Origin of the sequence: Sedimenticola selenatireducens (assembly GCF_963675335.2) — a bacterium.
Classification (GTDB): domain Bacteria; phylum Pseudomonadota; class Gammaproteobacteria; order Chromatiales; family Chromatiaceae; genus Sedimenticola; species Sedimenticola selenatireducens.
In genome coordinates this window covers 1,496,497-1,509,948 of sequence record NZ_CAXXYC010000003.1, presented here as the reverse complement: position 1 = coordinate 1,509,948, position 13,452 = coordinate 1,496,497, and the positions used below count along the sequence as shown (strand labels likewise).

Annotated in this window: 12 protein-coding genes; 4 read left to right on the top strand and 8 right to left on the bottom strand. The window is 54.8% G+C overall.

The window, feature by feature from the left end; genetic code table 11:
• Positions 1 to 17: 17 nt before the first annotated feature.
• The gene (locus tag ACHZBF_RS10675; protein WP_321528402.1) at positions 18 to 1,049 is read right to left on the bottom strand and encodes a GlxA family transcriptional regulator; all 1,032 of its coding nucleotides are present in this window, start codon (positions 1,047 to 1,049) and stop codon (positions 18 to 20) included.
• A 132-nt stretch (positions 1,050 to 1,181) separates the two neighbouring features.
• Here ACHZBF_RS10675 and ACHZBF_RS10670 point away from each other — a divergent pair, with 132 nt between their 5' ends.
• The gene (locus ACHZBF_RS10670; RefSeq protein WP_321528401.1) at positions 1,182 to 2,003 is read left to right on the top strand and encodes a class I SAM-dependent methyltransferase; all 822 of its coding nucleotides are present in this window, start codon (positions 1,182 to 1,184) and stop codon (positions 2,001 to 2,003) included.
• Between the two features lie 31 nt (positions 2,004 to 2,034).
• Here ACHZBF_RS10670 and ACHZBF_RS10665 read toward each other — a convergent pair whose 3' ends face one another.
• Positions 2,035 to 2,391 carry a DUF488 domain-containing protein gene (locus ACHZBF_RS10665; protein ID WP_321528400.1) on the bottom strand — a complete coding sequence of 119 codons (357 nt, stop codon included), beginning with the start codon at positions 2,389 to 2,391 and terminating at the stop codon, positions 2,035 to 2,037.
• Between the two features lie 347 nt (positions 2,392 to 2,738).
• Between ACHZBF_RS10665 and ACHZBF_RS10660 the strand changes: the two genes are divergently transcribed.
• Positions 2,739 to 5,483, top strand: a complete 2,745-nt coding sequence (locus tag ACHZBF_RS10660; RefSeq protein ID WP_321528399.1) for a cytochrome C — start codon at positions 2,739 to 2,741, stop codon at positions 5,481 to 5,483.
• 273 nt (positions 5,484 to 5,756) lie between these two features.
• A complete protein-coding gene (locus ACHZBF_RS10655) occupies positions 5,757 to 6,386 on the top strand; it encodes a PEP-CTERM sorting domain-containing protein (RefSeq protein WP_029132654.1) in 630 nt (209 codons plus the stop codon).
• A gap of 270 nt (positions 6,387 to 6,656) precedes the next feature.
• Here the strand turns inward: ACHZBF_RS10655 and ACHZBF_RS10650 are convergent, their stop codons facing one another.
• The 6 genes from ACHZBF_RS10650 to ACHZBF_RS10625 form a co-directional block, all read right to left on the bottom strand.
• On the bottom strand, positions 6,657 to 6,986 hold the full coding sequence (locus ACHZBF_RS10650; RefSeq protein WP_029132655.1) for a DMT family transporter: 330 nt from the start codon (positions 6,984 to 6,986) through the stop codon (positions 6,657 to 6,659).
• Positions 6,987 to 7,063: 77 nt separating this feature from the next.
• Positions 7,064 to 7,603 (bottom strand): hydrolase, encoded by a 540-nt coding sequence (locus ACHZBF_RS10645; protein ID WP_029132656.1) that lies wholly within the window; start codon positions 7,601 to 7,603, stop codon positions 7,064 to 7,066.
• A gap of 100 nt (positions 7,604 to 7,703) precedes the next feature.
• Positions 7,704 to 8,330, bottom strand: a complete 627-nt coding sequence (locus tag ACHZBF_RS10640; protein WP_321528398.1) for a YbhB/YbcL family Raf kinase inhibitor-like protein — start codon at positions 8,328 to 8,330, stop codon at positions 7,704 to 7,706.
• A 26-nt stretch (positions 8,331 to 8,356) separates the two neighbouring features.
• Positions 8,357 to 8,800 carry a cupin domain-containing protein gene (locus ACHZBF_RS10635; RefSeq protein WP_321528397.1) on the bottom strand — a complete coding sequence of 148 codons (444 nt, stop codon included), beginning with the start codon at positions 8,798 to 8,800 and terminating at the stop codon, positions 8,357 to 8,359.
• A gap of 226 nt (positions 8,801 to 9,026) precedes the next feature.
• The gene (locus ACHZBF_RS10630; RefSeq protein ID WP_321528396.1) at positions 9,027 to 9,434 is read right to left on the bottom strand and encodes a GFA family protein; all 408 of its coding nucleotides are present in this window, start codon (positions 9,432 to 9,434) and stop codon (positions 9,027 to 9,029) included.
• A 141-nt stretch (positions 9,435 to 9,575) separates the two neighbouring features.
• Positions 9,576 to 10,838, bottom strand: coding sequence for a TlpA family protein disulfide reductase (locus tag ACHZBF_RS10625; RefSeq protein ID WP_321528395.1), 1,263 nt, complete (start codon positions 10,836 to 10,838; stop codon positions 9,576 to 9,578).
• A 334-nt stretch (positions 10,839 to 11,172) separates the two neighbouring features.
• Here ACHZBF_RS10625 and ACHZBF_RS10620 point away from each other — a divergent pair, with 334 nt between their 5' ends.
• Positions 11,173 to 13,308: a YgiQ family radical SAM protein gene (locus ACHZBF_RS10620; RefSeq protein WP_321528394.1), complete on the top strand. Its 2,136-nt coding sequence runs from the start codon at positions 11,173 to 11,175 to the stop codon at positions 13,306 to 13,308.
• Positions 13,309 to 13,452: the final 144 nt, after the last annotated feature.

The following is a 13,452-nucleotide window of genomic DNA, read 5'->3' as shown; positions in this document are numbered from 1 at the left end:
ACTTCATCCGACGCCGCTCACCTGCTTCGGCCGGGATCAGGTAGCTGAAACTTGCGGCGATACATTTTCGGTGTCATGCCGGTGATACGTTTGAACAGCCGGCGAAAGAATGCCGGATCTTCGTAGCCTACCCGCCAGCTGATCTCGTCCACCGGGGTATCTGTCTCCTCCAGCTCAGATTTGGCTTGGGTGATTCTCAACTGCTGGACATAGTGGATTGGGCTGAGCCCGGTTGCCTGACAGAAACGGCGGCTGAATGTGCGCGCTGAGAGTCCCGAATTCTGCTGTGCCTGCTTCAACGGACGGGGCAGGTGGCTGTGCGCATGCAGCCATTGCTGGGCGGCGAGGATGACACCGTCGCCATGCTGGCGGTTGTCCTGGAAGATTATGTAGGGCGCCTGTCCGTCGGTGTGGCTGTTGAGCAGGAAAAACTTGGCTATGACGCGAGCGGCCTGCGGCGAGCTGTAGCGGGCAATCAGGTAGAGCACCAGGTCGTGCCAGGCGGCTGAGGCTCCGGACATGATGATGCGGTTGGATGCACCGGTTATGAGCAGTACCTTGTCGATGTTCAACCGCACCCTGGGGAAGTGCTCGCGGAACAGGGCCTCGAAGGCCCAGTGCTGGGTGGCTTCATGGTCATCCAGCAATCCGGTTTCCGCCAACAGCATGGCACCGGTGCAGGCGGAGCAGATCAGGCTGCCCCGTTGATGCATGCGCCTGATCCATTCGGTCAGGTCGGGGTAGGGGTCCCTGGGCCAGTTGGAAGTCAGCAGATAGAGCGATGGAATAATCAGCACATCGGTCTGGTCCACCTTGCTCAGTCGGGTCTGCATCGGCAGAGGCATGCCCATGACGTTCGTAATGATGTTGCCGCCAGGTTCGGCGCACTCCAAAACCGAATCCGGTACTACCACATTGGCGCGGAATGACACTGTATCCGGTACCATGTGAGCGACGCTGTTGAGCACACCGTGTAATCCACCCAGAGCGGAGACATCCACCTCGGGTGTCGCCACCAGACTGACATGGATTGTTCGTTGGTCGGGCATATTCCCTCCCACGCTGGCTGAAATGCCCCGGTTCTGCCCATTTTGCCTCTTACCCCCACGAGACTCAATTGGCATGCTGATACCTACTGTCAGACGAGTCCGCCTGCCCGGTGGGCGGACGGGAGGTTCGCAATGGATGGTCAATATTCGGGATCGTCGGCGGAGATTTACGAACGGCACTTTGTACCCGCGCTGTTTCGCCAGTGGGGGAATATCATGGTCGACCGGTTGGGCGTTGGCCTGGGAGACCGGGTGCTGGATGTGGCTTGCGGCACCGGCGTACTGGCCTGTGCGGCTGCTACTCGCGTGGGGGATGATGGCTGCGTGGTGGGGCTGGATATCAATCCCGAGATGCTTGCCGTCGCCAGACGAAAAAATACCGTCATTGACTGGCAACAGGGACCGGCCGAGGCGCTCCCGTATGAGAACGGGAGTTTTGACCGGGTGGCCAGTCAGTTCGGTTTCATGTTTTTCGAGGATCAGGCAGGCGCCTTGCGGGAGATGCTGCGGGTGCTGCGGCCGGGCGGACAACTCGCCGTTGCGGTCTGTGATGCGCTGGATCATTCGCCCGGCTATGCGGTACTTGCGGAACTGCTGCATCGGCTGTTCGGCAGCGCCGTGGCCGACGCTTTCCGCGCCCCCTTCAGCTGCGGGGACCGGGAGCTGCTGCTGTCCCGCAGTGCGCAGGCGGGCATTACTGCCGCCGGTTGCCGAAGGGTGGCGGTCACTCGACATGACGGACTGGTTGAATTTCCCTCCATTAAGGCGTTGGTTTCCACTGAACGAGCTTGTGTCTGGACCCTGGGCGGGCTGCTCGATGACCGGCAGTTCGAACGACTGACGAGCAAGGCAGAGGAGTCCTTGCGGCCGTTTGTAGAAGCGGATGGGCATGTCCGATTCAACATGCCGGTGCTGATTTTGAGCGCCACCCGTTATGGCGAGGCTTCGGGCTAGTGGTCCGGATTACCTGATGGTAAGGGGCATGCTATTGCGTCAGCATTGAATCTATATACTCTTTTAGTGCAGTTGCGTTGTTGTATTGTCGCTCTTTTGATCCATACAGAAACATGACAGTTGGCTTGTCGAGGTAGTTTACGAGCTCACTTACCGCCTCGGAATTGTTGTCGAGTTCGGCAAAATACCGCTTCTTGAATTCAGGCCACTTTGGGATGTCATGTTGATACCATTTTCTAAGTTCATTTGATGGCGCGACAGCCTTCAGCCAAACATCAATTTTCGCGTCATCTTTTGACAAACCTCTTGGCCATAATCGATCAACCAATATCCTGAATCCGTCCTTTGAATCCGGTTTGTCGTACACACGTTTAACTAGAACTTTCATAGATTGAATTTCATCCTATATTGCATACAACATTAGGACATCCTTCGACTGTTATCGCTGATTTTTGGCGTTTCATTGGCGTAGGCAAAAACGTTTCCCACCCCACCTGGTTATAAATGCACTTTATTAAGTGGTTGCTTCCCATTTTTATAAATGTGAACTGACGCACCGATTGTCTGAAAAGCTTACTGTATTGATAGGTTTACTGGAATTAGACCGGTTCAAAATATGAAGCGGTCAGATAGCAATCAAGGTGCAGGAATCAAAGGGAATTAGAAATTAGTTCCAGCTCGGAGTTATTCAATCAGGGGCGGTATCTCACATTTCCTCCAGAAGAGGACAGATCAATGACAAATAACTTGTCTTACGTGCGCACCCAAAAAGAACTACCGGCATCGAAAAAGACCTTTTCAGAATTTCGTCAGCGAATCAAAGAACTAGCTCCACTTGTATTGATTGCGGTTGCGCTGGCTATCATCATACCAGGCGAGGCCGATGCCTCTGTCACGCTTGATAGTGCCGTATGGAATACAGCGAAAGAGCGGCTAACAGTAAGAGGCACGAGTGATGAGGATTTTGATATTCAAGTGGTCAATGCTTTTGATCACAATCTGGTTATCGGCGAGGATGATCCCAACAGAAGGGGTAGGTGGAAAGTTACAGAGCGTGATCTGGAAATTGTGCCCTGCCGCATTAGCATATTTGAGGCCGGGACCGACAATAATCTGGGTGAAGCCGATGTAACAAACGCGCCGGCAGATTGTTACCCAAAGGTTGTGGTCGAGCCACCACCCGTCGAACCGCCGCCGGTTGAGCCACCTCCGGTTGAGCCGCCAACAGACCCTTCCAGTAACGTCTCTATCAACTCTACCAGCCAGAATGGTTTGCCTTGGACTCCCGTCGAGGAACAGCCACTCATCATCGGACAGAATTACAAGGTCTTCGCCATTAATGACCTGGGAATGCATTGCGGTGACTTCGATACCCGAATCTCAAGTATCCTGCCGCCGTTCAATGTCCTGCATGCGACGGTCATACAAAGGGGCGTGGAGCCGAACGTCCTTACTCCCGCAGACGGTGTGAGTGTGGTTTATTCGGCGGCCTCCAACCCTAATGATCCGATTCTGACAGGGGTTAACTCCGCGGGTACCGGGCCGGTTTATTCGAGCATGCTGGCAGATGGAACGGTCTATAAAACCAATTTCTGGGAGGTGGCGAGAGAGGCATACGACGCCTTCTATCCGCCAATGATACTCCCGGCATTCTACCCGGCGGGTGCCAATATTCTGGACCTGGGATTACCCATGCCCAATGTTGAACGCTTCTATCTCGGTGATGGCGCACTGACAGCCGATCAGCAATCCATGCCGGGCCGTCATGCTCCCTATCTGGATAATCTGGTTGAACTGTTTGAGGCCTACGTGGTGGATCAACCGTTCTTCATGAATCCGGCATTCCGGTTTGGTTATGTCTCGGAGGGTGTCAACTGGTATGAGGCCGCGGGCATTCCTGTATCCGCTTTTGATGACTACGGTCGTGAAAACCCCTGGCCCCTGTATCGGGTGCAGGCCCATGATGCGAGCGGGAATATCCTGGCAACGAATGATACTGTCGTGCCAATCTCCGGCGAGGCCAACTGCGGCGCCTGTCATGGTGCGACCGTTGATGGTGGCAATGGTGCTGCCACGGACCGCCTGGTCCAGGCGGGTATCGAAGTCGCCACGGTTCTGGATGATCCCAAGCTGGATGAGGTTCCGCTGGAAGTGAGCAAGGAGTATGCGGCCGACGTCAATCTGCTACGCCTGCATGACCTGAAGCATGGGTCAGGTATTGCGCAACCCAAATACACACCTGACCTGGTTGATCAGACACCGGTTGTCTGCCAGTCCTGCCACTACACCCCGGCGCTGGACCTGGCTCAACTCGGGCCGCTGGGGGAAGAGAATGATCCTGGAAACTCGCTCCATAATGGACGCGACCAGATAAAAAACAAATCGATGTCCAATGTTATGCACAGCCATCACGGCACTGTCACGGATAAAGATGGCAATCGGTTGTTCCCGGACATGCCGGCGATCGAAAAGGATGAAAATGGTTTCGTGCTCAATGTGGTGGAGCGCCGGCAAGTTCTTGAAGAGACCTGTTACCAGTGCCATCCCGGTCGACGTAGCGACTGCCTGCGCGGCGCAATGGCCAATGGCGGCATGCTCTGTCAGGATTGCCACGGCAGCATGGAGCAGGTCGGCAATGATTTCACCCGAAATGTAACACCGGACAACCCCGGCGCCTTTGAGCTGGGTGGTGACTTCTACACCAATGCCGATCAGCCCCGTGTACCCTGGGCGAATGAGCCGGGTTGTGGTTCCTGTCATACCGGTGATGCAGTGGACAATATGTCTGGGCATGCCGATGTCATGGTTAATCCTGGTAACAGCGCTGGAGCCACTGATGGCATACGGCTGTTACAGGCCTATCTGACCAATGATCCAAAGGCGACCCCTATTGTTCCGACCAACAAGCGTTTTGCTGAAAATGTCATCACCGCAGAGAATCCCGCTGTGATCGCTGCTGCCCAGGAGGCCGGTACCGATCCGGCTGATGATCCACGGGTCGGTAACCCGATGCTCTACCGGGTAAGTACCGGGCATGAGGGTATTTTCTGTGAGGCGTGCCATGGTGCGACTCACGGTATTTGGCCAAACAAGAACCCCGAGGCCAATGACAATGTGGCGGCCGTTCAACTCCAGGGGCATCGTGGGACGATCACCGAGTGCAGCACTTGTCATGACGCACGGGCCTTCGAGGACAGTGGCAAATTCGAGCTGACCATGAATGGCCCCCACGGTATGCATCCGGTGGGCAGTCGTCACTGGAACACGCACCACAAGAAGGCCCAGGAAGATGGTCCGAGGAACAGCTGCCAGGCGTGCCACGGTACTGACGGTCAGGGTACGGTGCTCTCGGCAATGGCAACCAACCGGATTCTGGAATGTAAGGACGACGAGGGGCAATTCTGTGCCGATGAGGGTCCTAAAGAGTTTCCGAAAGGTCACCAGGTCGGCTGCGCGGATTGTCATGAAAATGAGATCTGATTGATCTGTGTAATGAGCAGTCTTACTGCTTATGTCCTATAACACCCCTCTCCCTCAGGGAGAGGGGTGGGTAAGGCCCGCCAGCGCAGGCATATCCATGGCATAAATACTGTCGATATTTTTTACAAAATAGTCTAATTGTTCTTAATAATAAAAATAATTAACTGAGCATCTGTTTGATTCCCAATAGTATATTTTTCTTGGCTCGTTATTTGCTGAAGTGCATGTCAGGCATTAATACTCTAAATCTGAACTGCATTGCGGGAAATAATAATGAAAATACTTTTGTGTGGGGTCATTTGGATAGCAACGCTGCTACCTGTCACTGTTTCGGCTTCTGTAATCTACAGCTTTGGTAACGGAGGCGATGGTAGCACCTCACATACGGTATCGGTTGACGGCCTGACCGTCGAGGTCTCCGGATATGATACCGATTACAATGCAACCACGAACACCGGTACGGCCGCCAATATAAACCGTCATGCCAATGGCTGGGGCATCCAGACCGATCCGGCTGATCACAGGATTGGTCTGGATGAAGCGATGGTATTTGACTGGGCATCAAAAACCGTCTCGCTTTTGTCGAGTGTGGTGTTTGAAAGAGGCGGTACCCCAATCGAATTGTTCGATCTGTATATAGACGGATTACTTGTTTTGAATGATTTTGCCGTCACGCCGGATCTTGCTGGAAGCAATTTTGTTAGCCTGGATATGAGCGGTTTTGCCCTTTCAGGATCCCGGTTTGCCTTTGTCGGACAAACACCAACCACTAACGGTGATGGTAACCAGGGCATTAGAATTCAACAGTTGGAGGTGGCTGTGGTTTCTGAGCCCTCAATCCTTATTCTCATGAGTGTAAGTCTTCTGGGACTTGGTTTGGTCAGGCGCAGAACGCAGGGTTGAATCCCACAGCGCGGGCACGTTTATCGTGCCCGCGTCGCTATTCGCTAAATAGATCACCAGCCGCCGTAAAAAGCCCGATCTGTTTCCGCATTGATGATTCCCGCAACATCGTTGCCAGGTTGTCTATTCCCGAAGTTTGCGTTTCGATCCTTTTATCTATCCGGGACGATTACAGTCCGTCGCACAGGTATTTAGGGTCAGTGAAAAAATGACCCAATGCCAGGCTCGGTTTTACACGGATCCCAATTACTTTGCCTGGCTTGCTATATTTTAGTGGCCAATCGTTCCTGAAAAAATATGAATTACCCCTACGCCCGAAATAATCAGTCCCATACCTATTATGGCGGGGATATCCGGGATCTGTTTATACAGCAATGCACCAGCAATGGTGATCATGACGATGCCGGCGCCTGACCAGATTGCATAAGTAATTCCTACCGGTATGGTTCTTAAAACCAGGGTCATGAAATAAAACGCAAAGCCATAGCCAACAATAACCACCAGGCTTGGATATAGCTTAGAGAACTCTGCGGATGCCTTCAGTGCACTTGTTGCTACAACCTCTGCAATGATAGCAATAGCCAAATATATGTACGCCATATCTTTTTCTCTGGAATCCGGTTTTTGGATTAGGGTCAATCAGGTCGTGTCGGTTGTCATAGGTTCGCCCGACTGTGTTACTTGATAAGCCCGAGTATTTCCTTGAACTCGGTGGCTCGACAATCACCCACCAGCTCATACAGACACATCTCGACACTGGTCTTCCCGGCACCTTTGGAAGTGAGTTTGGAAATGGCGATTTCTTTATTGGATAGTGCTCTGGAAGAGACGCAATCACAAACCAGTTCGATTTCATACCCGAGGCGAATCAGGCTCGATACGGTCTGGTAAACACAAATATGTGCTTCAATACCACATACCAGCCATGTGGTGACATTCGACTGTTTTACGGCTTTGTCAAATGCCTCCGAACCACAACCATCGAACATATATTTGGTTATTGGCTCAAGCGGAGTTAATGCTTCACTAATCTCCGGAATCGTCGCGCCCAGTTTTTCCGGGTTTTGCTCCAGCCACAAAATGGGCATATCGAGGGCCTTCATGCCCTTGATTAAAGCTACCGCATTTGCGACTAGCCTGTCGCTGTCATGAACAATATTTGCCAACTTGCCTTGTATATCTATAACAATAAGACCGGTGTTGTCTCTTCTTAACATGAGTGCCTCTATGGCTTTCGCATTATAACGGTAGAGTCTTGACGGGTGGGCACAGAAGTCGCGTCTACCCCGGCGGTAAATGGGCCTGTTTTTCTGTTACTCACGTCAATCTGGGATTGATTATATAAGTGCCTGTGAGACTGGCGCTGGCCAGCACATGACCTTCAATGGCCGCGAGCGCCTCGGGGCCGCCAAAACGGCCGCTGAGTCCGCAGCCCTCAATATCCAGTGCGTAGAGCGTGAAGTAGTAGTGGTGCACAATACTGTCGTTCCAGGGAGGGCAGGGACCATCGTAGCCGTAATAGTCTCCCGCCATGTCGGCATCACCCGCAAACCAGTCGGTGTAGTTGTTGATGCCACGAATGCCCCCGGCAGGTGAGGGGCCGCCCGGCTTTCCCTTCGCCGTGACCCCGTCGGCATCAGCAGCGGCAGCAATCTGTCGCTGATTGGCTGGAATATCCACCAGCACCCAGTGATAAAAATCGACCCGGGGCAGGTCAGCCGGTACTTCGCGCCCCTCCTGGTTCACGTCATCCGGTTTGCTAGGTACATCCGGGTCGTGGCAGATCAGGACAAAAGAGCGCGTTCCCTCAGGGGCGTCATCCCAGCTCAGGCCCGGATTCTGATTGCCGGCAAGTGCCACGTGACTGTTTTTGTCATGCTTGCCAAAGGCATTGGTTACGGGGATGGGCCGGTTATCCTTGATCTGGTCGCTGGTCAGTTTCATCGAATTCTCCTCTTACTTCTTCCGTATTATAAATGTACCGTGACGCCGTTTTGGCTCACCACTTCTATGATTTTTTCCACATCCTGAGAATCTGCTGGAATTTGCTTGTCGACCGCCGTGAACATTTGGGAAGCTATGCTTCCGGCACCTGTTACTTCAAGCATCTCGCCACCATCGGGACCATATTTGAATGCGTGTATCGTTCCACCGGGAATGAAAACCAGTGTGCCCGGTGTACACATATCCGCCTTCCCGTCGCAGGTGAACTCAACACTTCCTTTAAGCACAAAGAATGCTTCGTCCCAATCATGGCTGTGCGGAGGAGGCCCCATGTTGTTCTCGCCGCTCTGGAAGCTGAATTCCTGTCCTTTCGTGTCCTTGTTTGAGGCAAGCACTGTTACTTTCGTGCCGACGACATTTAGCGCCGGTCCATAATTATTCTGGTTGACGATTAGCGGAGTTCTACTCATTGGCTTGCTCCTGATGGATTTGATGGGCCGGGTTGCAGCATCATGGGTGAGCTCGGTTGACTGGCATTACATAGTGTAGTTCAGCGAATCGACATGATGGCTGGTCAACGTGAGCGATTGGTCTACGTCCGGCAGGGGTATGAACCAATGGGGTGTAAGTCCGTAGAATAACTATGGTTGCTGCGAAAATTATCCAAATCCAGACGGGTTTTTTACACTGACCCCATTACTTGGGTGATCCTTCAATCATTGGAGTCTTTTCCAGGTCTTTGTCCCAGTCTGCCCTGTTGGAAACAAAAATATGCGCATCCGGCCTAATCAGCAAATCGCCATCAAGACAACCGGCAGGTACCACCAAAAGTTTTCCTGCCATTTGGCGATTGGGAAGCGCCGATCCGCAAATAGAACAAAAACATTTAGTGTGCTGAGTTGATGGCAGAGTAAAAATTCTAACTTTATCCTCTCCGGATACCCATTTTAATGTCGCAGTGGTAGAAAAAAGATTGGCTGCATGGGCTGAGCCGGTATCTTTACGGCAACGACCACAATGACAAAGATAGAAACTTTCAAAGTTTCCCTCTATTTCGAAACTTATTTCACCGCAAAGGCACGAACCAACTTTTTTAGTATTCAATGACCGATCTCCAATTTAAGAAACGATGGAACAATCAGGTCAAGTCTGACCCCAAACATCCCCCCCAAACATCCCCCCCAAATATCCCAGGCATCATACCAGTAGGCAGGTTGGACTCAATCGCGTTCATCCAAATACGTATCAAGGTGTCAGTAACGCCCTCAGTTGGTTGACAACCTCGGGTGCATCCCAGTGAATCGCCCCGTTCACGCCGTAAGCGATTTGTCCATTCGGGCCAATCACGAAGGTGGAGGGAAATACCAGCACGTTCCACTTGGCTGACTCCGTGCCATCCTCGTCCAGCAGGACCGGAAAATCGACCTTCACCTGCCCCATGAATTTCTGTACCTGCTCGGCACCCTCAGCGTAGTTTACAGATATCAGTTCGAATGACTCGCCGGCCATCTGTTCCCGCAGGTTATTCAGCGAGGGTATCTCCTCCACGCAGGGACCGCACCAGGTGGCCCAGAAATTGACCAAGGTAACCTTGCCGCGATAGTCGTCCCTGGAGAGGTGCTGCCCTTTAGCGTCAACCAGGTCAATGGGCGGCGGAGCTGGGTTGCCATGGAAGGGTTTCAACTCTAAATCGAGGCCGCTGGTCAATGCGGCGACCTTGTCCGCCAGGGGCAGGGCATGTCCTGGCGTTGGTGTTTTATCGAGCAGCTCCAGGCCTCGGACAATCTGTGCCGGAACCCTCTTCAGCGCGTTAAGCGTGGCGGGTGATTCATCGTCATCGTAGAAAAGGCCAGTGACTCCGGGCATCACCTGCACATACACCGTGGCACCCCCGTTCTCCAGACGCGACAGCAGCTTGCCCAGTTGCCAGCGGTTCCCCCCCTTCTCTGCCTGGTAGAGAATTATCGGCACATTGGTAGCGTCCACAATGGGCTCATAAACCGGCTCCAGGCCCAATGCCGGCACCGTGGCATAGAGTTCGGGTGAGAACAGAATGGCGCCGGACAGATAGGTGGCAGCCTCACCGCTGTTCTGCTGCGCCTGCTGCCAGTGCTGAATCCCGCGCAGGGTCGGAATGGCCGAATAGCCGCGACCGATCACGGTGATCGTCTTACCGGTTCTTGCATGCGCGGCCGCTATCAAGCCTGACACATACTTGCCATCGATGGTCCGCATGGCCTGTGGCCCCCTGATGAGGAACAGGCTCTCCGCCAGATCCACCAGCCAGACCTCCACACCCAGTCCGGCGAGCTTCGTCGCCGTTTCCTGCATGCGTGTCGGCTCACCCAGTCCTGGCATCGGCCAGATGGCCAGACGGGTGCCCTCGGCGGGATAGCGAACAATGGTAAGTTCCTGATCCGCCACCGGAACGAGCAGCTCGCCAGGTGGATCCTGTGCGAATACGCAGAAGGAAACAAGCAAGGCGAACATGAGGGTAATTAACTGCATTGGGTGCCACCGGGTTAAATGACGTGGGCCGATTATAGACAGTTGTACCCGACCCAAACCATTACCATTTACCCGAACCGGTTCAACAGTGGAGTTTGAAAGTTTGGATGGAAGTTTTAGGTCGTATGGAAAGCCACCGATGGAGCTATGTGTGCGACATTTAGTTTTTCATCTGACGCCAGATATCTTGGGTGGCATTGGTCTTTCGGCCATGTTGCTGGTGCGTTTTATTATGGTTTAACCTTTTATTTCATCAGGTTAAGGCATGTTGGCCTGCAATCCTGGAGCCAAACCGGTATACTGTTCCGTCAACTTTGTTCACGGTGCTCCCCCCATGCAAGCGGCTCCCAATCTCTTCTCCTATCGCCAGTACTGGGCCAAGCGGTTCGGTACCGCACCGGTGCTGCCCATGTCCCGTGCCGAGATGGATGCACTCGGCTGGGACAGTTGTGATGTGATCCTGGTGACCGGGGATGCCTATGTGGACCACCCCAGTTTCGGCATGGCGCTGATCGGCAGGCTGCTCGAGGCGCAGGGTTTCCGGGTGGGGATTATCGCCCAGCCGGACTGGCGGTCTGTGGAAGATTTCCAGCGGCTCGGCAAGCCGAACCTGTTTTTCGGTATCACTGCCGGCAACATGGACTCGATGGTCAACCGCTATACTGCCGATCGGAAGATCCGCTCCAACGACGCCTACACGCCGGACGGGGAGGGGGGCAAGCGTCCGGATCGCTCGGTGGTGGTGTACGCCCAGCGCGCCCGGGAGGCGTTCAAGGGTGTGCCGGTCATTATTGGCGGTATCGAGGCGAGCCTGCGCCGCATCGCCCATTACGACTACTGGTCGGACAAGGTGCGCCGCTCCATTCTGCCGGACTCCAAGGCCGATCTGCTGATGTTCGGTAATGCGGAGCGGGCGATCGTGGAGGTGGCGCACCGGCTGGCGCAGGGTGAGGCGATCGGTGACATAACCGATGTGCGGGGCACCGGTTTTATGCGCCAGGAGATCCCCGAAGGCTGGCTGGAGATCGACTCCAGTACGGTGGATGAGCCGGGGCGTATCGATCCGAAACCGTCACCCTATGCGAGCGAACCGGCCTGTGAGTCGGCGCCGGCCGGTGACAGCAAGGTGGTCAGCTTTCATCAGCGGCCGAAAAAGTCGGATCGTGCCCACGCGGTGGTGCGCGTCCCCTCCTATGATCAAGTGGTGGCGGACCCGGTGCTCTACGCCCACGCCTCGCGGGTGTTTCATCTGGAGACCAATCCCGGCAACGCCCGGGCGCTGGTGCAGCAGCATGGCAAGCGTGATGTCTGGCTCAATCCGCCGCCGATCCCGCTGGAGACCGACGAGTTCGACCGGCTCTATGAGTTCCCCTACACCCGCAGGCCCCATCCGGCCTATGGCGAGGCGAGCAATCCCGCCTGGGAGATGATCCGCTTCTCTATTCCGATTATGCGCGGTTGCTTCGGCGGTTGTACCTTCTGCTCCATTACCGAGCACGAGGGGCGCATTATTCAGAACCGCTCCCATGAGTCGGTGATTCACGAAATCGAGACCATCCGCGACACGGTGCCGGGCTTCACCGGTACCATCTCGGACTTGGGTGGACCCACCTCCAATATGTACCGCATGCGCTGCGAGAGCGAGCAGATCGAATCCGCCTGCCGCCGTCTCTCCTGTGTGTTTCCCGATGTCTGCAAGCACATGCAGACCGATCACAGTTCGCTTACCCAGCTTTACCGCAAGGCGCGTGAGGTGAAAGGGGTGAAGCGGGTGCTGATCGCTTCGGGCCTGCGTTACGACCTGGCGGTGCGCGATCCGGAGTACATCAAGGAGCTGGTGACCCACCATGTGGGGGGCTATCTGAAGATCGCCCCGGAGCACACCGAAGAGGGGCCGCTGGATAAGATGATGAAGCCGGGCATCGGCACCTATGACCGCTTCAAGAAACTGTTCGAGAAGTATTCCCGGGAGGCGGGCAAGGAGCAGTACCTGATTCCTTATTTCATCGCCGCCCATCCCGGCACCTCGGATCAGGACATGCTCAACCTGGCGCTGTGGCTGAAGCGGAACGATTTCCGCCTGGACCAGGTGCAGGCGTTCCTGCCAACGCCGCTGGCCATCGCCTCGGCCATGTACCACACCGAGCGCAATCCACTGAAGAAAGTGAAGCGCAACTCAGAACAGGTATCAACGCCCAAGGGCGGGCGTCAGCGACGTATCCACAAGGCGTTCCTGCGCTACCACGACGCGGAGAACTGGCCGCTGCTGCGCGAGGCGCTGAAGCAGATGGGCCGGGCCGATCTGATCGGCAACGGCAAGCGCCACCTGGTGCCTTCATGGCAGCCGGAGGGGACGGGGCGGTCAAAAACGCGTCGCAGTGGCCCGGCCAAGCGTATCACGCGTGGTGCCAGGTCGCCGGTGATCGGGTCCGCGGCCGGTAAGAAAGCGGGCACCAGAAAGCGGCGTTAGCGCTGCTGGGTTTGAAAAACACCCTCACCCCAGCCCTCTCCCTCGGAGGGAGAGGGAACCCGGTGGGCACGCCCTTTGCGCCCACGCGGATAACGCCGTGAAAACCGCCAGACACCAATCCCGCAGACCATGAGCATGTCCGGT